The following is a 21272-nucleotide window of genomic DNA, read 5'->3' as shown; positions in this document are numbered from 1 at the left end:
TTAAAATAGTTATTGATAAATGAGCATTTTTTATTTTTTGTCTTTAATACGCGTAACAGGAATGTCTTTTAGAATATCATTAATTACATAACCCGCACTGATTAATCCAACTACACTAGGTACAAAAGCATTTGAAGATGGTGGCATTTGTCCTTTTCTCGTTGGTGCGTTAGCATCCCCCACTGTATCTTTAACATCTTCTCTAATTACAATTGGACTTTCATCTGAAAAAACAACAGGTATGCCTTTATGAATGCCTAATTTTTTTAATTTACGTCTTATAATTTTAGCCATAGGATCAGTATGTGTTTTAGAAATATCTGCTACTTCAAAACGTGTTGGATCTATTTTATTGGCAGCACCCATGCTTGAAATTACGGAAATTCCTCTATCTAAACACTCTTTCATTAAGTGTACTTTATAAATGATTGTATCACTTGCATCTACAAAATAATCGATATCATACTCACTGAATAATGCTTCATAAGTCTCTTCCGTATAAAACATATGCAATGAAGTCACTTTACAATCAGGGTTAATTAATTTAATGCGTTCCTCCATCAAAGTCACTTTACTCTGTCCGATTGTAGTAGTAAGCGCATGTAATTGACGATTGACGTTAGTGATATCAACATCATCTTTATCAATAAGAATGATATGACCAATATTTGTACGTGCCAAAGCTTCAGCAGCAAATGAACCAACACCACCTACGCCTAGCACAACAACTGTCTTTTCTTTTAATAATTCCAAGCCTTCTTGACCATAGGCTAATTCATTTCTAGAAAATTGATGTCTCATCTAAATACTCCTTATTATTATTAATATGCTATAACAAAACTATTATAACATTATCATATATTTATATTTACAAAATGCATTATTTATCTTACATTATTTGAAATCGTAGTATTCACATTTTAAATTTTAGCAAAAAAAATACGCAAGACCGAAGTCTTGCGTACGATAGAGTCCGTTAGTGCCGTAGTTATAAAGTGCTTGATCATTCGGCCTGCTTATAACAGGTGGGTGCCCTGTTTCTTGTTTTGCAAGTCCTCCTTTGAGGCGTGTGCGCTGCAAGAAAACCCATTGGGCTCCCGGATCAAAGAGTGTTAGGCCCAAATATGAAGCAAACTTACGAACACTTCAGATGACTATCTTATGTGAACATCATAACACATAATCTCAAATTAGCAAGAATTAAAACTTCTTGCGCTAATTAATGACGAATACGTAATGAAAGTTCTTCTAATTGATTTTCTGATACTTCACTTGGTGCATCTGTTAATAGACATGTCGCAGATGCAGTTTTAGGAAAGGCAATTGTATCACGTAAGTTTGTGCGATTCGTTAATAACATAACTAAACGGTCCAATCCTAATGCGATGCCGCCATGGGGTGGTGCACCATATTTAAAGGCATCTAGTAAGAAACCAAATTGTTCTCTTGCTTGTTCGTCTGTGAAACCTAAAACTTCGAACATTTTAGCTTGTAAATCAGCATCATGAATTCTGATAGAACCTCCGCCTAATTCATAACCATTCAAAACAACATCATATGCATTAGCTTGAACATTCTCAGGCTCAGTGTTTAATTTTTCAATATCTTCTTGTTTTGGTGAAGTGAATGGATGATGCGCTGCAGTATAGCGTTTAACTTCTTCATCATATTCAAGTAATGGCCAATCTGTAACCCATAAGAAATTCAATTTCGTTTCATCAATCAGGTTTAATTCTTTTGCAAGTTTAAGACGTAAAGCGCCTAAACTTTGTGCAACAACACTTGGTTTATCTGCTACGAATAATACCAAGTCACCTGCTTGCGCTCCAGTTAGTGATTGTAACTTTTCAACATGATCATTTTCAAAGAATTTAGCGATTGGTCCATTTAAACCATCATCTACAACTTTTACCCATGCCAAGCCTTTAGCACCGTAGATGTTTACAAATTCTGTTAAAGCATCTATGTCTTTTCTTGTATATTTATCAGAAGCGCCTTCAGCTACAATTGCCTTAACTTGACCATCTTTATTGATAGCATCTTTGAATACTTTAAAGTCCATAATTTCACCAAGTTCTGAAACATCGATTAATTCCATGCCAAAACGTGTATCTGGTTTATCTGAACCATAACGACTCATAGCGTCGTTATATGTCATTCTTGGGAATGGACGTGGTACTTCAACGTCTTTCACATCTTTAACAACATTTTGTAACATTTCTTCGCCCATATCCATCACATCTTCTTGATCTACGAAGCTCATTTCAATATCCACTTGAGTGAATTCTGGTTGACGATCAGCACGTAAATCTTCATCACGGAAACATTTAACAATTTGATAATATTTGTCAAAACCACTAATCATTAATAATTGTTTGAATATTTGGGGTGATTGAGGTAATGCATAAAATTCGCCACCATGCACACGTGATGGTACTAAATAGTCACGGGCACCCTCTGGCGTTGATTTATTTAATACAGGTGTTTCTATATCATAAAAACCTTCTTGGTCTAAGTATTGTCTAATAGATCGTGTTGTTTGGTGTCTCATTTTAAATGTTTGTGCTAACTCTTGGCGTCGTAAATCAAGATATCTATATTTTAATCTGATATTTTCATCAACATTTTGATTTTCTTCATTTAATGCAAATGGAGGTGTCTCAGATTTATTGATAATTTGGATATCTGAAACTTGTACTTCAACCTGGCCAGTTTCAATTTTTGGGTTTACCGTTTGAGGATCACGTTGCTTAACTATCCCTTTAACTTCTACCACGTATTCTGATCTAACAGTTTCTGCAATTTGTAATGCTTCTGCTGAAAAATCTGGGTTAAATACGATTTGAACATAACCTTCACGGTCACGTAAATCAACAAAAATCAAGCCACCTAAATCTCTACGGTTGTGTACCCAACCTTTTAATGTTACTTCTTGGTCTAATAACGACTCTGTTACTAAACCACAGTATGTTGTACGTTTACTCATGATATCTCTCCTTAATTTTTGAAATAATTAACCATTTCATCTAATTTAATAGTTTCAGTTTCACCTGACTCCATATTTTTTACATTTATTTTATTTTCTTCTAGCTCTTGTTCGCCTACGACTATCGTATATCGCGCATTTAATCTATCTGCTTGCTTCATTTGGCCTTTAACTTTACGTTGTAAATAATCTTTATCTGCTTTCACACCATTTTTACGTAAATCATTTAATAGTTTCACAGCATAACGGTCCGCTTTATCGCCCATTGTTACAATAAATAAATCAAATTCATGATTGGCATTAAGTTCAATTTGTTCTTCCTCTAGTGCAAGTAACAATCTTTCAATACTTAACGCAAACCCTATACCAGTCTGGCTTGGTCCATCTAATAATTCTAATAAACCATTATATCGTCCGCCACCACACAGTGTAGTAATCGCACCATCATAATTAGGGTTATCCATCATTAACTCGAAAGCAGTATGTGTATAATAATCCAATCCTCTAACTAAATTCGGATCTTCTACGTACGGAATACCTAAATCATCTAAATGTTGTTTTACTTCTGCATAATAAGCTTTTGATGATTCATTTAAAAATTCTGTAATGCTTGGAGCTGTTTTTATTTCTTCTTTGTCTTTATCGATTTTACAATCTAAAATTCTCATTGGATTTGTGTGTAATCGTGATTGACAATCACTACAAAAATGTTCGATTACAGGTTCAAAATGATTCACAAGTGCATCATTATATTCTTTACGAGAATTTATATCACCTATACTATTAATAACAAGTTTTAAGTGCTTCAATCCAAATGACTGATAAATATGCATTGCCATTGCTAGTACTTCTGCATCTACACCTGGATTTTCAGCACCAATAGCTTCTACACCAAACTGAGTGAATTGGCGATATCTACCTTTTTGTTTTCGTTCATAACGAAACATTGGTCCGTTATAATATAATTTAATAGGTTGGTTCGGAATACCTTGCATTTTATTTTCTATATATGAACGCACAACTGCAGCTGTACCCTCTGGACGTAATGTGATACTTCGGTCACCTTTATCTTTAAAGGTATACATTTCTTTTTGAACAACATCCGTTGAACCACCTACACCACGTGCAAATAATTCAGTACTTTCAAAAATTGGTGTACGAATTTCTTCGTAATTATACAATTCCATGAGTTGATCTAACTTTGCTTCAATATAACGCCATTTCTTTGTTTCCTCTGGTAAAATATCTTGAGTCCCTCTAGGTATATTTATCATAGAACCTCTCCTTTTAAGCAATAAAAAAACCCTTGCATGACTAATAGTCATACAAGGGACGAATTTCCGTGTTGCCACCCTAATTGGTTATAAATATTTAAATTTATAACCCACTTCATACGAATAACGTTCGTTACACGGCTTTACTTTTAAAGCACCTCTTCTTGTGTTAAATTTCTAAATTACTAAGCATAATTTTTCAGCCAGGAATTATGTCTCTTCGCATTGTTTAAATGCTACCATTTCGTTTAGAACTTTCAAGAATTATAGCGGTTTTAATATAGAATTCATATTTAATAATAACGAGTTTACGACTAATATGCAACCTTTTTATTCTGAGAAGTATGCACGTAGTCCATCAACAACTGCTTTTTCTACAATTTGTCGATGTAATTGATCTCTAATCATATCTTCATCTGTAGGATTACTAATATAACCTAATTCTAATAATACTGCTGGTACATCTGTTTGTCTCAATACTTGGAAGTTTTCTTGTCGTGCGCCTTTATTTGTTAATAATGCTTTCTTTTGTAGGCTCGCACTCAATGTCTCTGCTAATGCTTTTTGATTTTTCTTAAACCAATAAACGGTACTACCATTTGCTTTAGCTGATTTTAATGAATCATTATGTATACTAATATAAGCATCACCTTTAATATTTCTATCGCTAAGACTGACATATTCATCTGAACTACGTGTCATATTCACTGTTGCACCTTCTTTTTCTAAAAGTGCTTTAAGCTCTTGAGCGGTTTTCAAAGTGTATACTTTCTCTTTACTATGTTTATTTGTATTACTTGATGCCCCCTGATCACGTCCACCGTGACCAGGATCAAGTACAATTATTTTATCTTTTAAAGGTTTAGCATTTTTGTTAGCGTCAGCTTGAATATTTAAATTCGTATGCCAACCTGCTACCCAACCTTTTTCATTATTACCGGATTCTACTTCAATCCACTTACCAGATTCACCAATTTTATGGAAGTTTTGTCCTTTGTCGATAGAATTAATTTCTGGATAAACAGCGTTAGGACCTGTTCTTAATTCTGCATCTTCAGTAATATAAATCGTACTACTGTTTTCATCACTATGATTTAAGAAAGCAATAATCATAATGATGAAAATAATAAATGCTACTATGACAATAAATGTGGGGATATTTCTGAGATTATGTTTTTCTAACCAAGTATCGAGTTTTTTCATACTATTTTGCCATCCTGACTTTCATAAATCACTGTTACGGGTCCATCATTAGCAATATTCACTAACATATCAGTACCAAATTCGCCTGTTAACACGTTTATTCCGTAAGAACGTAATGCATCGTTAAATATTTCATAATATTCATTTGCCTGTTCTGGAGGCATAGAATGAGAAAATCCTGGTCTGTTCCCTTTTCTAACATCTGCATACAATGTAAATTGTGATATAGATAAGATTTCACCTTCTACTTGTTGAATATTTAAGTTAAGCTTGCCATTATTATCTTCAAATAACCGTGCATTCACAATTTTTTTTGCTAATGCTAAAATATCGGCCTCTGTAGATGTTTTACCAACACCAACAAATAGGCAATATCCTCTTTTTATTTTATTTTCTATATTTTCATTAGAAACCGAAGCTTCCTTTACTCTTTGTACGACTATTTTCATGTATGATGCACCTCTAATTCCAAACTCTTGTGACAGTATATACATCGCCGAGTTGTTTAATCTTGTCTACAACTTGGTAAACTTCATTAACATTTTTTACCATAACACTAATATTAATCACAGCATTTTTATCTATATCTGACTTGCCAGATACTTTCACTAAATTACTTTTAGTTGAATTTACAGCTTGTAATACTTCATTTAATAGCCCATTTCTATCATAAGCAGAAACTTCTAAATCTACTTGATAACGTTGAGTGGCATCTTTAGAACGTACCCATTCTACGTAAATCAAACGGTCTTTTTCACTTTTAATATTAGGACAATCTGTTCTATGTACTTTAATGCCATGCCCTTTAGTGATATAACCAACAATATCATCACCTGGGATTGGGTTACAACATTTTGATAATTTGATTAAGACATTTTCAATACCTTCAACATAAACGCCACTATCCGTTGTGACGTCATCTTTAATAGGTACTGATTTAGAAATTTCTTGTGCCGAATTCAATGCTTTTTGCTTATCTTGAATACGTTGCTTTTCAGTTAATTTATTCACTATTTGTAAGGCTGTTACTCCTCCAAAACCAACTGCAGCAAATAAATCATCATCGTTAGCAAAATTATATTTATTATTTACTACGGCGATATTTTCCTCATTTAATACCGTGTCTACTCTAAAACCTTGATCTTTGATTTCCGCTTCAATCATAAATTTACCCTTTTCAATGTTTGAAGAACGGTCTTGTTTTTTAAAGAAACTGCGAATTTTACTTTTAGCACTTGATGATTTAACAATTTTCAACCAATCTCTACTTGGACCATAAGAATGCTTACTTGTTCTAATTTCAACAATATCTCCAGTCTGCAAGACATAATCTATAGGTTCAATTTTACCATTTACTTTTGAACCTATCATTTTATTACCTACTTCACTATGAACTGCATATGCAAAATCAATAGGGACTGCACCGTAAGGTAATTCTACAACGTCACTTTCTGGCGTAAACGCATATACTTTGTCACTTTGTAAATCAAATTTAAGTGTTTCCATAAACTCTTCAGCATCTGACGTAGTATTGTCTGTTTCTGCAAACTCTTTAATCCAATTTAACTTTTTATTAAAGTTTTGTGCTTTCTCTGTTACTTTCTTACCTTCTTTATATGCCCAGTGCGCTGCTACACCATGTTCAGCGATTTCATGCATTTCAGAAGTTCTAATTTGTATTTCAAGTGGATCGCCGTTTGGACCAACAACCGTTGTATGTAATGACTGATACATATTTTGTTTTGGCATCGCAATGTAATCCTTAAATCTACCAGGCATCGGTTTCCAAAGCGTGTGTACTAAGCCCAGTACAGCGTAACAATCATTGATAGAATTCACGATAATTCTAACAGCTAACAAATCGAAAATTTGATCAAACTGTTTCTTTTGTTTAACCATTTTTCTATATATACTATATATGTGTTTAGGTCGACCATTGATTTCCCCAACAATATTCATGCTAGACATATCTGCTTGTATACGATTTATAGCATTTTGAATGTAGTCTTCTCTTTCACTACGTTTTTTCTTCATTAAATTAACAATTCTAAAATATTGAACGCTATCAATGTATCTAAGCGCTGTATCTTCCAATTCCCATTTAATGGTATTAATACCTAATCTATGAGCCAAAGGTGCATAAATTTCGAGCGTCTCTTTAGAAATTCTAATTTGTTTTTCTCTTGGCATCGGTTTGATTGTTCTCATATTATGTAAACGATCTGCCAATTTAACTAAAATCACACGTACATCTTTAGCAATTGCGATAAATAGTTTTCGATGATTCTCCGCTTGTTGTTCTTCTTTTGAGCGATATTTCACTTTTTTTAATTTTGTTACACCTTCTACAATAACTGCAATTTCTTCATTGAACATACCTTGAACATCATCAAATGTATATGGCGTGTCCTCGATTACGTCATGTAAAAACCCTGCAACAATTGTTGGTCCATCTAAATGCATTTCAGTTAATATGCCAGCAACTTGAATTGGATGCATTATGTATGGTAAACCATTTTTTCGAAATTGACCTTCATGTGCCTCATAAGCAATATGATAACTTTTTAACACATATTCATAGTCTTCTTTTGACAAATATGATTTGGCTTTGGATAGTACTTCATCAGCACTATATGGATATTCATTGTTCACTTAAGACACCCCTATACTAAATATTAATCGCTATTAGATACCCAGTATTATATTTCGTTAGTTTTATCTAATCTTATTTAACTACGATTGTAACGTATTTTCATTTTATTAGGTCAAATTTTGTATAATAGTTATATGATACTACATGTTATTAAATAAATAAATGAGTTCATGTGTGTATTGGGAAAATAAAGTTTATTTTTAAATATTATATAGTGTGTTCAAGTGTATGACATTCATAACAAAGAGACAAATGTTTTGAAAATTCAATAAAAAAATAAAGTAGATAGGATCAAGGGTCTCAGATAACTAACCAACAATACGCCCTATTGTAATAAATTGGATCTATTTTAAATTAAAAAAGAAGCCAGGACATAAATATATGTCTGAGCTTCTTTTGTTATATTACTTTTATATTTTATTCGTCGTATGAGATTAAACTCATTACGTCGTAATCTTCTATTTTTTCAATACCGTTAAGATATTTAAGTTCAATGATAAATGCAATACCTACAACGATGCCACCTAATTGTTCAACAAGTTTAATTGCCGCTTCAATTGTTCCACCTGTAGCTAACAAGTCATCCGTAATCAACACACGTTGACCTGGTTTAAGCGCATCTTTATGCATTGTTAACACGTTTGTACCATATTCTAAGTCGTATTCATAGCGAATCACTTCTCTTGGCAATTTACCTTCTTTTCTAACTGGCGCAAAACCAATACCCATTGAATACGCTACTGGACACCCTATGATAAAGCCACGTGCTTCAGGTCCGACTATAACATCTACATCACGGTCTTTAGCATAATGAACAATTTGATCTGTAGCATAACCAAATGCTTCACCGTTATCCATAATTGTTGTAATATCTTTAAAGTTAACCCCAGGCTTTGGCCAATCTTCTACTTCCGACACATACTGTTTTAAATCCATTCAAACTTCCTCCTATTTATCTACCAGTTCAGACTTAATCCATTGCTTTAAATTATTAAAATCTTCATAAAGCAACATTTTTTCAACTTCAATTCTTTCTAAACGACCTTGATAATACTTACTCGATTCAATTGCTTTCTTAGTAGAGTCGCTATTTATCTTGATTATACCATTTTCATCTTTGATAAACTCTAAATCAAGGAAAACTTTCAAGATGAATTTAAGCATACTAGACTGTATATTTAAATATTGGCAAAGTTGCATACCATCTTTAGCTAAATTAGTTTCCTTTTTCGTAGCTAATGCTTTAAAGCATTGTTTGAACGTTTCCATTTTTGGCATGCCTTCAAAATAAATCGAGCGTTCATGATTTAAAACAAGGTAAATTTGTGAAACTTCTACGGTTTTCAAAGTATCTTTGATTTCTTGTATAGAAGCAGGCAAATCACGAAAAACATATTTGTCATAATTTTGCTGAATTTCATCACCATAAAAGTAATAATTTTCGCCTAGTTTTTCACTTTTTTTATGAATAAGATAAGCTACATCCGTTGAATTCTGCTCAAAGCCACTCACTTTACTTTTACTTCGATAATCAAGAATTTGTAAATTATTACTTGATAAGTCTTGTATCATGAATTGAGGTGATTGAAAACCATTCCATTCATTAATCTGCAACGTCCCAATACAATTAATTGGTTGTTGTTCCCCTAATTCCTTAACAAGGTGCCCGTTTTGCCAAAAGATAGCCTGTAATTGACTTTCACCCATTACGAGTTTGAGATGTTTCTGTTCTTGGCCAATCCCTTTTGCTTGATTGACAATGACATCTTGTAATTCAAAGCATGGACTAGAAAAGTCTGTGCCAAAAGGACGTAATCTTTGAATATCTTGAATGTTTTTTATTGTAATATCAGCTTCTGATATTTTAACGTCTACTTTTTTACGTGGCTCAAGTGATGTTGTTTCAGCAAGTTGAGTCATCCAATCATTTAATCCTTGTCTCAGTGTTTCAATGTGTTCTATTGGCATCGTCACACCTGCAGCCATATGATGACCGCCAAATTTTGATATTAAATCACCATGTGCATTCAAAACTTCGAACATTGAAACTTGCGCTATACTACGAGCTGAGCCTTTTGCATGGCCTTGCGCCTCATCGATATTTAATATAAGCGTTGGTAAACTATACGTTTCTACAACTTTAGACGCCACGATGCCTAAAACACCTTCATGCCAATCGGGTTCAGCTAATAATAAGAATTTAGCGCCTTGTTGTACTTGTGCTTCAGCTACTTGTAATGCTTCTTCAGAAATTTGTGCAACGATATCTTTACGTTCTTGATTAAAGAATTCGACCTGTTCAGCTAGAAAATCTGCTTCTTCATCTGTTTCAGCCATTAATAATTCTGCAGCAAGCGCAGCATCTTCTAGTCTACCTACTGCGTTTAAACGAGGGCCGATGATAAAACCGATTGTTTCTTCATTAATTTCATCACTGTAACCAGCTTGTTTTAAAATCGCCCTTATAGATGGTGGACAATGATTGTTAAGAACTTCTAATCCTTTTTGAACTAAAGTTCGATTTTCATCCGTTAAAGAGACTAAATCAGCAATTGTTCCTATAGCAACTAAGCCAAGGAAATATGCAGGTGGTTCATCCAATAAATTCTGTGCTAATTTATAAGCTACACCAGCACCACATAAGTATTTGAATGGGTAATCAAATTCCGGATGCATTGGATGTACAATTGCATAGGCATTAGGCATCGTTCTACCAATTTCATGATGGTCTGTCACAATCACATCAACGCCTAAATCTTGTACCATTTGTATTTCTTCATGGCCTTGTATGCCATTATCTACAGTAATAATGAGTGAAATCTCTTCTTCATAAGCATTTTTAAACGCCATTTCATTTGGGCCGTAACCTTCAGAGAAACGATTCGGTATATACCAACCTACGTGTGCGCCTAACTCTTTTAACGTATTTACGAGTATAGTTGTAGACGTTACACCATCTGCATCATAATCACCATATACTAAAATCTTTTGATTTTGATCTATCGCCAAATTAATGCGTTCGACAGCTTTAGTCATATCGCTCATTAACAATGGATCATGTGTGACTTGAGTGCCTTTTAACAAAGCATCAATTGATGGTTTATCAGTTAAACCTTTACTTTCTAAGATTTTCTTTACAATAGGAGTTAGCTTTAATTCTGATGAAACTTCCTCTGTAATCTCAGTTTCTGGTGCGTTAACATCCCAAGTATACTTGGATTTAATCATACTATTCTCCCTCATTTCCACAAGCAATTATACAAAAGATATTCGAAAATAAAAAGTACTTACATTTAAACAAGACTTTCTATTATATTTATAAAGCGAATACCATGTTTTTTAAAAAATTCACAAATACATCTTAACATGAAAAGCAATATACTTTAGCTTAATAACCATAATTCGTATTTAAAATTACTTTATTCGTTAATACCTTTTTAAACTCATAAAAAACAGCCCGAATTTTTAATTCGAGCTGTTTCACTTTATTTGAAATGTTTTAGCTATAATTGACACTAGAATTCAAAGTACATACATCCTGTGCAAGTTATACTAAGATTTTTTCATCATTTGATTTTTTCTCTTTATAAACGACAATCTTATGATCGTCTGATTTTTTAAGTTGACGTTTCTTCATTATGCCCCATAACGGTACTGCGATAAATACAGATGAGAACACACCTGAAATCAGACCGACAAGTAATGCTAATGAAAAGTTAAAGATACTTGGTGAACCCAATACTAGTAACGAAATAACTACGATAACTACTGTTAAAACTGTATTAATAGAACGTGTCATTGTCTGACGAATCGATCTATTAACAATATCGTCTATTTGAGATTTCTTCGTAATCACTTTTACTTTGTGTAAGTTCTCCCGGACCCTATCGAATGTAACAATCGTATCATTGATAGAGTAACCAATAATCGTTAATACTGCTGCGATAAAGGTAATATCTACCTCTAATCTAAATAAACTAAATACAGCAACAATGATAAACGCATCATGTAGTAGTGCCAGTACTGATGATAGTCCCATACGCCATTCAAATCTAAATGTAGTATAGATAATAATACCAATAGCAGCATATATAAGTGCAAACATGGCGTTTTTAGCAAGTTCTTGACCAATCACTGGTGAAACTGTATTGACTGTTGGATCATTACCAAACTCATTATCTATAGTGCTCTTAATTTTAGCAACTTCATCTTTAGATAAATCATTTTTAAATTGTACAGTAGCATTTTGACCATTTTCACCAAGTGAAACCTGAGTCGGTTTGAAATCTTTATCTTCAAGTGTTTGAGTCACTTTTTCCTCTGACACTTTATTTTCAGATTCAAAATCAACTCTCGTACCACTTGTGAAATCAATACCTAAATTTAATTTGAAAATGAAGAGAATGATAGCACCGATAATAATAATAAGGACACTTAATGATAACAATGGCTTAGCCAATTTCATAAAGTCCCAACGTTCATATGGCGTTTTCAAATCATGGACGTCTTTTTCTTCATTGATATTATAGATTTCTTTCTTATTTACACCAAATAACCAATATGATTTTTTGAAGTAATTAGATGACACTAGTAATGATAATAGCCATCTTGATAAGAACACTGCTGTTACAAAGATCATTAAGATACCGATGAGTAACATAGTTGCGAAACCTTTAACTGAACTTTCACCAAAGAAGAACAACACTGCGGCTGCAATCACAGTTGTTAACTGTGCATCGACAATGGTTAAGAAAGAACTCTTATTCGCTTTTTTATAAGCTTGTTTGAGTGTCCGTCCAATTTTGAGCTCGTCTTTAATCCGCTCATACATTATAATGTTCGCATCGACAGCCATACCGACACCTAACACTAAGGCTGCTAAACCTGGTAATGTAAGTACACCAGATATAAAGTTAAATGCTAGCATTGTTAAATATATATACGCCGTTAGCGCAATAATTGCTACTAAACCTGGCAAACGGTAGAAACCTAACATGAATAGATAAATTACTGCAATACCAATTATAGCAGCAAACACTGTTTTATCTAATGCGTCTTGACCAAACTGGGCACCGACTGAATTAGAATAAATCTCATTTAAATCTACTGGTAAGGAACCTGCATTCAATAAATCAGCAATTTGTTTTGCTTCTTTGATGCCTTCTTCACCATTAAATCCACCTGAAATTTCAACACTATCAGAATTAATCGGTTTATCTACTGAAGCAGCTGAAACGAATTTCGGATCTTTTTTAGTCACTTCTTTATGGTAAGAATCACCTTTTTCGTGATCTAACCAAACAACCATGACGTTTTCATCTTTTTTCGAAATTTCTTCAGTTACTTTTTTGAATTTATCACTATCTTTTAATTTGAAAGTAACTGCTGGTTGATTCGTATTCTCTTTAAATTCTTGTTTTGCTGAACCTTGCTGGATATCTTTACCAGTCAATTTGATATTGTCATCGGCATCACGAATTGTTAAATTTGCTTGTGATGATAATACCTCTCGAGCTTCAGATTGGTTTTTAACACCCGCAAGTTGAACACGAATTCTATTTTTATCTTCGACTTGAATTTTTGGTTCAGAAACACCTAAGACGTTGACACGGTTTTCAAGCGTTTTCGCTGTTGATTTAACCGCTTTATCGTCAATTTTATCATCTTTTTGTAAAGGATCTACTTGATATAAGACCTCAAATCCACCTTGCAAGTCCAAACCAAGGCTAACGTCTTTAACTACACTCTTATAAGTAAATGCCATAGCTCCCAACAACAGACCTACGAGCACTATGAATGCAACTATTCTACTACTCTTCTTCACTTGAACACCTCATTGTAAGCTTATGTTATAAGAATACTTGATTAAATCATTTTAATGCAATTTTATACAATCTATACTTTCTTCTAAACGACCTTATTATCTTAACATATTACAACGTGTGTAAAAACTAACTCAACTATTTTGTATTCATAACTTAATTGTAAGCGTTATTAACTTTTTAAATTGTTACAAAAATATTACTCGTTTATACGTTAAGTTATGATTATATACTAGGTCATTTTAAATTATAACACTATATCAACATATTGTTTAAGAAAGTATATATGATTTCTATTAATGTTTCAGTAGAATATGTTAATAAAAAAACGAACTGATATTTTCATATCAGTTCGTTACTTTATTATGAAGGATCAACTTGTTTTATAGCAGGTTTTTCTAAAGTGATTTCAGTACCATTGTTATTTAAAGTTAATACTACTGTAGTTTCATCTACTGCACGAACAGTACCTTTGATACCACCGATTGTAGTTACATGTTGGCCAGAACTTACTTGGCTAATCATTTGACGATGCTCTTTCGCTCTTTTTTGTTGTGGTCTGATTAAGAAAAACCACATTAATGCTAATAATAAAATTGGTAATATTAATGAAGTAAATTGCATTATTTTATTTCTCCCTTGTTAAAAGTTTTTTGGGTTGTCTACATTAAGTCCATACTGTTCAAAGAATTCTTCTTTAAAATCAAGAAGACGATCTTCACGAATAGCTTGTCGTACATTTTCCATTAATTTTAGCAAGAAATGTAAATTATGATAAGTAGTAAGACGGATACCAAAAGTTTCTTCTGCTTTAATTAAATGTCTTATGTAAGCTCTACTATAATTTTTACAAGTATAGCAGTCACAATCTTCATCAAGTGGTCCTAAATCTTCTGCATATTTAGCATTTTTAATAGTCACTCTTCCATGTGAAGTCATACAAGTACCGTTACGCGCGATACGTGTTGGTAGTACACAGTCAAACATGTCTATACCTCGAATACTACATTCAATTAATGCATCTGGTGAACCCACACCCATTAAATAACGTGGTTTGTCCTTCGGCATAAATTGTTCTGTGTGTGTCACCATATCGTACATCACTGGCTTAGGCTCTCCTACAGACAAGCCACCTATTGCATATCCTGGAAAATCTAAAGCAACTAATTCCTCAGCACTTTGTTTTCTAAGATCTTTATATTCTCCGCCTTGTATAATCCCAAACAAAGCTTGATCATCAGGTCTCTTATGTGCTTTCAAACATCTTTCAGCCCATCTAGTGGTTCTTTCAATAGAATCTTTCACATATTTATATTCGGCAGGCATAGGAGGACATTCGTCAAATGCCATCATAATATCTGAGCCTAAATCATTTTGAATCTCTGTAGCTTTCTCAGGACTCAAAAATAACTTCGATCCATTCTTGTGATGGCGAAACTCTACGCCTTTTTCAGTAATATTTCTCAAATTACTTAAGCTAAATACTTGGAAACCGCCAGAATCAGTCAGTATAGGACCATTCCAGTTCATGAACTGATGTAAGCCCCCACTCTTTTTGATAATATCATTTCCTGGCTGTAACCACAAATGATAAGTGTTCCCTAAAATGATTTTCGCTTCCATTTGATGTAATTCTTCTGGACTCATTGTTTTTACAGTTGCTTTTGTACCTACTGGCATAAACATCGGCGTTTCAAATGATCCATGCGGTGTGTGTACAATACCTAATCGAGCACCCGATTGCTTACAAGTTTTAATATGCTCATACGTTACTGCTGGCATATAAAATCTCCTTTCATTCCCTAAATAATTAACATTGCATCTCCGAAACTAAAGAATCTGTATTCTGATTTTACCGCTTGCTGATATGCATTTAAAATATAATCTCTACTACTAAAAGCAGATACTAGCATAACAAGCGTTGATTTTGGTAAATGAAAGTTGGTAATTAAACCATCAATTGCCTTAAATGTATAGCCTGGGAAGATAAAGATATCTGTCCAGCCACTTTGAGCTTTAAATACCTCATTCGTTTGCATAATCGTTTCAAGTGTTCTAGTTGATGTTGTACCTACAGAAATCACACGATGTCCTTTAGACTTGGTTTCATTTAACAACTCTGCTGTTTCTTGATCCATTTGATAATATTCACTATGCATTTCATGATCGTCAATATTATCTACACTTACAGGTCTAAATGTACCTAAACCAACATGTAACGTAATGAATGCGATGTTAATACCTTTTGCTTTTATACGATTTAATAATTCATCAGTGAAATGTAACCCTGCTGTTGGTGCGGCTGCAGAACCAGATGCTTTGGCATAAACAGTTTGATAACGATCTTGATCGTCTAAGCGTTCTTTTATATAAGGAGGTAACGGCATCTCACCAAGCTCATCTAAGCGCTCTTGTAATATGCCCTCGTAATGTAGTCTCATGATACGACCACCTTGGTTTAACTCCTCAATACATTCAGCAACTATCTTACCGTCACCAAACGTTAATTTATTACCAACCTTAATTCTTTTTGCAGGCTTTAATAATACTTCCCAATCATTACCAGAGATTTGTGTCAGCATTAGCATTTCTACTTTTGCACCGGTTTCTTTTTTCAAACCAAACAAACGAGCTGGCATTACTCTTGTATCGTTTAATACAAGCGTGTCACCTTTATTTAAGTAATCAATGACATTTTTAAAATGTTTATGTTCAATATCACCAGTTTGTCTGCCAAGAACTAATAATCTACTCTCATCTCTGTTTTTCAGAGGTGTTTGTGCTATCAATGCTTCAGGCAAATGATAATCAAATGCTTCAATATCCAAACTTATTCCCTCTTTCCATTCTTGCTAAAATGTTCAAATGCATAAGGTGTCGCTTTCCGCCCTCTTGGCGTACGCTCAATAAATCCTTTTTGTATTAAAAAGGGTTCATATACATCTTCAATTGTAATGCGTTCCTCACCAATAGAAACAGCAATCGTATCTAAACCAACAGGTCCACCTTTATACTGCTGCAATATACAATTCATCATTTTATGATCAATGTAATCTAGCCCTTCATCATCTACTTGTAATAACTGCAGAGATTGCTTTGTAGTATCTATGCTGATTGATTCATCTTCTTTCACTTGTTGAAAATCACGTACACGTTTTAACAAACGGTTGGCTACCCTTGGCGTGCCGCGACTACGTTTAGCTAATTCTGTTGCACTTTCTTCATCGATGGACGTACCTAATACTTCTGCGGTACGCACAATGATTTCTTCCAATTCAGGTTCTTCGTAATACTCTAATCTGAGATGAACACCGAATCTATCGCGTAAAGGAGCTGTTAAACTACCCGCTCTTGTAGTAGCACCTATTAAAGTAAAAGGTGGCAAGTCTATACGAATACTTCTCGCTTCTTCTCCTTTACCAATAACGATATCCAAGAAGAAATCTTCCATTGCAGGATATAATACTTCTTCAACAACACTACTTAACCTGTGAATTTCATCAATAAATAAAACATCTCCTGGTTGTAAACTAGAAAGAATCGCAGCTAAATCACCTGGTCGTTCTACAGATGGTCCAGAAATCGTTCTAATATTTACTTCCATTTCATTAGCAATGATGTTAGACAAAGTCGTTTTACCTAATCCAGGGGGACCAAATAATAGGACATGATCTAACGGTTCTTGTCTCATTTTAGCTGCTTTAATAAACACTTCTAAATTCGATTTAATCGCTGATTGTCCAATATATTGACGTAACCTTGCTGGTCGTAAAGAAAGTTCAAATGAAGTTTCCTCTTCATGTACTGATTGGTCTACCATTCTATCATCCATTACATCCCCCCCTTTTTAAATATAGTAATATTTATGATATAAGTAATTGTAATCCTCTTTTAACTGCATCATCGACAGATTCAAATGATTCTTTAGTTAATGTTTTTTCGACTTTAGTCAATTCACGTTTAGAATAACCTAATGCTTCTAATGCTAGCATTGCTTCTTTAACAATTGCAGTTGCACCATTACTATCAATTCCCATGTTTAATAGCTGACTGCTATCTACTTCGTTGATCTGTACTTTACCTTTAAGATCCAATACAATTTGGCGCGCAGTTTTTTTACCTATTCCAGGGAATTGTGTTAAGTAAGCATCATTTTCGTTCTCGATGGCAATTTTGACGTCATTCGGAGAACTACTTGCTAAAATTGCTAATGCAGATTTCGGACCAATGCCAGTTACTTTTATCAAACTTAAAAACATATCTTTTTCTTCTTGATTTATAAAACCATAGAGCAACTGTGCATCTTCTCTTACGATAAGTGAAGTGTGAATCACGACTTCTTGATCCATTTGTTTTTGAAAACGATAAGAATTAGGTGTTTGAATCTCGTATCCTACACCTGATGCTTCAACTACTACATGCGTAGGATTCAATACTGTTAATGTGCCTTTAATATATGCGTACACGTTTACACTTCCTTATATAGTCATACTAATTAATTCTACTTTAGAAATATGATCAATAATTTTTAAAGCTTCCATTACATCATCAATTTCCAAATCCGTGCCTTTGGCATCTAATGAAAGTGTGATTGTTGCTCTACCATCCATTGGAATACTTTGGTGAATTGTTAACACAGATAACCGTAAACTAGATAATGTATTTAATACTTGTGCCAACATGCCTACAATATCATTGACATACAATATTAACGTAAACTCTCTCGTTGATTCCATCTTTTCATCAATCGGAAATATAGTATCTCGATATTTATAAAATGCACTTCTAGATAAATCGAACTGTTTGACTGCTTCAAATATGGACAATGACGGATCGTTTTTTAATACATCTTTAATTTTTAAAGTTTTTACAACTGATTCTGGTAAAACATCTTCTCTAATTAAATAAAACTTTTTATAGTCTTTTTTGTCCAAATTAAGCACTCCTATTCAACAAATTCAAATTCTCCACCAAGTATTCTTACAATATCACCATTTTCACAGCCACGTGCTCTCAAGGCCTCATCAATGCCCATAGAACGCATTTGACGTGCGAATCTACGTACTGCAGGGTCGCTATTGAAGTCAGTCATCTTGAACATTCTTTCAATTGCTTTACCACTTACAACGTATGCAGCATCATCATCTCTAGTAATTGTGAAGTTATCTTGACTCGGCGTATGTTTGTACAACACTCTGTTAACACCCAAGTCTTCCTCTTCTTCTTTACTAAAGTCAATGTCTTTTACTTCTTCTAATTTATCTGCAATTGCATATAAAAGTTCATCAATATGATCATGCATTACTGTAGATAAAGGAATAATATGAATACTATCATCATTCAATTCTTCTTTGAAAATTTCTAAATTATCTTCAGCGTTTGGCATATCCATCTTATTTGCTACAACGATTTGAGGTCTCTCTTCTAAACGATGTTCATAAGCACTTAATTCTTCATTAATTACTTTATAATCTTCGAATGGATCGCGACCTTCAGAGCCACTCATATCAATCATATGAACAATAACTTTTGTTCTCTCAACGTGTTTTAAAAATTGATGGCCTAATCCTACACCTTCAGATGCACCTTCAATAAGACCAGGTAAATCTGCCATTACAAAACTTCTTTGATCTTTTGTAGAAACAACACCTAAGTTAGGCTTAATTGTAGTGAAATGATAAGCACCAATTTTCGGTTTGGCTTTAGATACTATTGAGAGCAAAGTAGATTTACCTACACTAGGAAAACCTACTAATCCTACATCGGCTAGTAATTTTAATTCTAACGTAACTTCTATTTCTTCACCTGGTTCACCATTTTCACTAAAATCAGGTGCAGGGTTTCTTGGAGAAGCGAAACGAGAATTACCTCGGCCACCACGACCACCCTTAGCTACAGTTGCACGTTGACCATCTTCAACTAAATCTGCAACAACTTCTTCTGTCTCAACATTTTTCACAATTGTGCCTGGCGGTACTTTTAGAACTAAGTGGTCTGCATTTTTACCATGCATATTACTCGTTTGACCAGCGCCACCTCTATTAGCCTTGAAATGTGTTTGATATCTAAAGTCTAATAAAGTTCTTAATCCTTCATCAACTTCAAATATAATTGACGCACCATTACCACCGTCGCCACCAGCTGGACCACCAAATGGAATATATTTCTCTCTACGGTAGGCTGTTATACCATTACCGCCATCACCTGCTTTAAGTGATATTTTAACTTGATCGACAAACATGATTTCACCTCTTTTTCTAAAAACTTAATTTCCATATCTTTTATATTATATCATTATCTTGCCTACTAGAAAATAAAGACAAAAAAATTAACACCAGAAGTCATAACTTCTGGTGTTAATGGTGACAAAAACTACTCAGCTGCTGCGTAAACAGAAACTTGTTTTTTGTCGCGACCTTTACGTTCAAATTTAACAACGCCGTCGATTTTAGCGAATAATGTATCGTCGCCACCACGACCAACATTTTCACCAGGATAGATTTTAGTACCACGTTGGCGGAATAAAATTGATCCACCTGTAACGTATTGACCATCAGCACGTTTAGCTCCTAAACGTTTTGATTCAGAGTCACGGCCGTTTCTTGTAGAACTTACCCCTTTTTTAGATGCGAAGAATTGTAAGTTTAATTTTAACATTGGGTTGCACCTCACTTATAATTTAGTCTGATATTTTCTTTATATTCTTCTTCAATTGTTTGCAATGATACTAACATTGCCTGAAGAATTAATTGCGCTTTTTCATTTGTAGCATCGACACTTCTTACGTGGAAATGTCCACCGTCATCATTGTAATCAATGTCTGGTTTTTCGCTTGTTAATCCCATGATAGCATTAACGCTTCCGAAAATAACTGCGGATGCACCAGCACAAACTATATCATGCCCGTATTCGCCATGTTCTGCATGACCATCCATAATAACATCAGTTACTTGACCAGCTTCGTTCAATGTAACATTAACAGTAATCATAATTAAGCGTTGATTTTGTCGATAGTTAATTTAGTAAAAGGTTGACGATGACCTTTTTTACGTTTTGAGTCTTTACGACGTCTGTAAGTGAATACAGTGATTTTTTTACCGCGTCCTTCTTTATTAGCAGTAGCAGTAACAGTAGCACCCTCAACTGTTGGCGCACCAACTTTAACTGAGTCTCCACCTACAAATAATACTTTGTCAAAAGTGAATGATTCACCTTCGTTTAAATTTAATTTTTCAACGAAGATTTCTTGTCCTTCTTCAACTTTTAATTGTTTTCCACCTGTTTCGATAATAGCAAACATACTTTGCACCTCCTATAATTTTAAGTCACGCCAA

Annotated in this window: 19 protein-coding genes, 1 other RNA gene and 1 other annotated feature (1 of these 21 cut by a window edge); all 20 genes read right to left on the bottom strand. The window is 33.8% G+C overall.

Annotated features, from left to right (window positions below; all coding sequences use genetic code 11):
- Nucleotides 1–30 precede the first annotated feature (30 nt).
- Complete coding sequence (locus ACP3TL_RS03645) at nucleotides 31–801, bottom strand: tRNA threonylcarbamoyladenosine dehydratase (protein ID WP_046465494.1); 771 nt, start codon at nucleotides 799–801, stop codon at nucleotides 31–33.
- Between the two features lie 165 nt (nucleotides 802–966).
- Nucleotides 967–1156: non-coding RNA, 6S RNA (ssrS, locus tag ACP3TL_RS03640), on the bottom strand.
- 63 nt (nucleotides 1157–1219) lie between these two features.
- On the bottom strand, nucleotides 1220–2986 hold the full coding sequence (gene aspS / locus ACP3TL_RS03635) for an aspartate--tRNA ligase (protein ID WP_046465495.1): 1767 nt from the start codon (nucleotides 2984–2986) through the stop codon (nucleotides 1220–1222).
- Nucleotides 2987–2997: 11 nt separating this feature from the next.
- Entirely contained in the window at nucleotides 2998–4260 is a 1263-nt protein-coding gene (hisS, locus tag ACP3TL_RS03630) for a histidine--tRNA ligase (protein ID WP_046465496.1), read from the bottom strand.
- Between the two features lie 330 nt (nucleotides 4261–4590).
- Nucleotides 4591–5463 carry an N-acetylmuramoyl-L-alanine amidase family protein gene (locus ACP3TL_RS03625; protein WP_046465497.1) on the bottom strand — a complete coding sequence of 291 codons (873 nt, stop codon included), beginning with the start codon at nucleotides 5461–5463 and terminating at the stop codon, nucleotides 4591–4593.
- On the bottom strand, nucleotides 5460–5912 hold the full coding sequence (gene dtd / locus ACP3TL_RS03620; RefSeq protein WP_046465498.1) for a D-aminoacyl-tRNA deacylase: 453 nt from the start codon (nucleotides 5910–5912) through the stop codon (nucleotides 5460–5462). The genes ACP3TL_RS03625 and dtd overlap by 4 nt, the downstream gene beginning before the upstream one ends.
- 13 nt (nucleotides 5913–5925) lie before the next feature.
- Complete coding sequence (locus tag ACP3TL_RS03615; protein WP_285325688.1) at nucleotides 5926–8115, bottom strand: RelA/SpoT family protein; 2190 nt, start codon at nucleotides 8113–8115, stop codon at nucleotides 5926–5928.
- Nucleotides 8116–8533: 418 nt separating this feature from the next.
- Entirely contained in the window at nucleotides 8534–9052 is a 519-nt protein-coding gene (locus ACP3TL_RS03610) for an adenine phosphoribosyltransferase (protein WP_021339119.1), read from the bottom strand.
- Between the two features lie 12 nt (nucleotides 9053–9064).
- Nucleotides 9065–11344 carry a single-stranded-DNA-specific exonuclease RecJ gene (recJ, locus tag ACP3TL_RS03605; protein ID WP_277575850.1) on the bottom strand — a complete coding sequence of 760 codons (2280 nt, stop codon included), beginning with the start codon at nucleotides 11342–11344 and terminating at the stop codon, nucleotides 9065–9067.
- A 319-nt stretch (nucleotides 11345–11663) separates the two neighbouring features.
- Nucleotides 11664–13940 carry a protein translocase subunit SecDF gene (gene secDF, locus ACP3TL_RS03600; RefSeq protein WP_277575851.1) on the bottom strand — a complete coding sequence of 759 codons (2277 nt, stop codon included), beginning with the start codon at nucleotides 13938–13940 and terminating at the stop codon, nucleotides 11664–11666.
- A 361-nt stretch (nucleotides 13941–14301) separates the two neighbouring features.
- A complete protein-coding gene (gene yajC / locus ACP3TL_RS03595) occupies nucleotides 14302–14562 on the bottom strand; it encodes a preprotein translocase subunit YajC (RefSeq protein ID WP_285325689.1) in 261 nt (86 codons plus the stop codon).
- 18 nt (nucleotides 14563–14580) lie between these two features.
- On the bottom strand, nucleotides 14581–15720 hold the full coding sequence (gene tgt / locus ACP3TL_RS03590) for a tRNA guanosine(34) transglycosylase Tgt (protein WP_046465503.1): 1140 nt from the start codon (nucleotides 15718–15720) through the stop codon (nucleotides 14581–14583).
- A 20-nt stretch (nucleotides 15721–15740) separates the two neighbouring features.
- Complete coding sequence (gene queA, locus ACP3TL_RS03585) at nucleotides 15741–16766, bottom strand: tRNA preQ1(34) S-adenosylmethionine ribosyltransferase-isomerase QueA (protein WP_046465504.1); 1026 nt, start codon at nucleotides 16764–16766, stop codon at nucleotides 15741–15743.
- Nucleotides 16767–16768: 2 nt separating this feature from the next.
- Nucleotides 16769–17770: a Holliday junction branch migration DNA helicase RuvB gene (gene ruvB, locus ACP3TL_RS03580; protein WP_046465505.1), complete on the bottom strand. Its 1002-nt coding sequence runs from the start codon at nucleotides 17768–17770 to the stop codon at nucleotides 16769–16771.
- Nucleotides 17771–17801: 31 nt separating this feature from the next.
- The gene (ruvA, locus tag ACP3TL_RS03575; RefSeq protein ID WP_002507412.1) at nucleotides 17802–18404 is read right to left on the bottom strand and encodes a Holliday junction branch migration protein RuvA; all 603 of its coding nucleotides are present in this window, start codon (nucleotides 18402–18404) and stop codon (nucleotides 17802–17804) included.
- A gap of 12 nt (nucleotides 18405–18416) precedes the next feature.
- Complete coding sequence (locus ACP3TL_RS03570) at nucleotides 18417–18872, bottom strand: ACT domain-containing protein (protein WP_046465506.1); 456 nt, start codon at nucleotides 18870–18872, stop codon at nucleotides 18417–18419.
- An 11-nt stretch (nucleotides 18873–18883) separates the two neighbouring features.
- Complete coding sequence (obgE, locus tag ACP3TL_RS03565; RefSeq protein ID WP_021339114.1) at nucleotides 18884–20179, bottom strand: GTPase ObgE; 1296 nt, start codon at nucleotides 20177–20179, stop codon at nucleotides 18884–18886.
- A 131-nt stretch (nucleotides 20180–20310) separates the two neighbouring features.
- Nucleotides 20311–20595: a 50S ribosomal protein L27 gene (gene rpmA, locus ACP3TL_RS03560; RefSeq protein ID WP_002507409.1), complete on the bottom strand. Its 285-nt coding sequence runs from the start codon at nucleotides 20593–20595 to the stop codon at nucleotides 20311–20313.
- Nucleotides 20596–20606: 11 nt separating this feature from the next.
- Nucleotides 20607–20927 (bottom strand): ribosomal-processing cysteine protease Prp, encoded by a 321-nt coding sequence (locus ACP3TL_RS03555; RefSeq protein ID WP_046465507.1) that lies wholly within the window; start codon nucleotides 20925–20927, stop codon nucleotides 20607–20609.
- Between the two features lie 2 nt (nucleotides 20928–20929).
- Nucleotides 20930–21238, bottom strand: a complete 309-nt coding sequence (gene rplU, locus ACP3TL_RS03550; RefSeq protein WP_285325690.1) for a 50S ribosomal protein L21 — start codon at nucleotides 21236–21238, stop codon at nucleotides 20930–20932.
- Nucleotides 21239–21251: 13 nt separating this feature from the next.
- Nucleotides 21252–21272: a sequence feature (ribosomal protein L21 leader region), on the bottom strand; it runs 53 nt beyond the window's last position.

This window comes from Staphylococcus caseorum (genome assembly GCF_049943195.1).
Lineage (GTDB): Bacteria > Bacillota > Bacilli > Staphylococcales > Staphylococcaceae > Staphylococcus > Staphylococcus equorum_A.
This window is presented reverse-complemented; position numbering and strand designations above follow the sequence as displayed.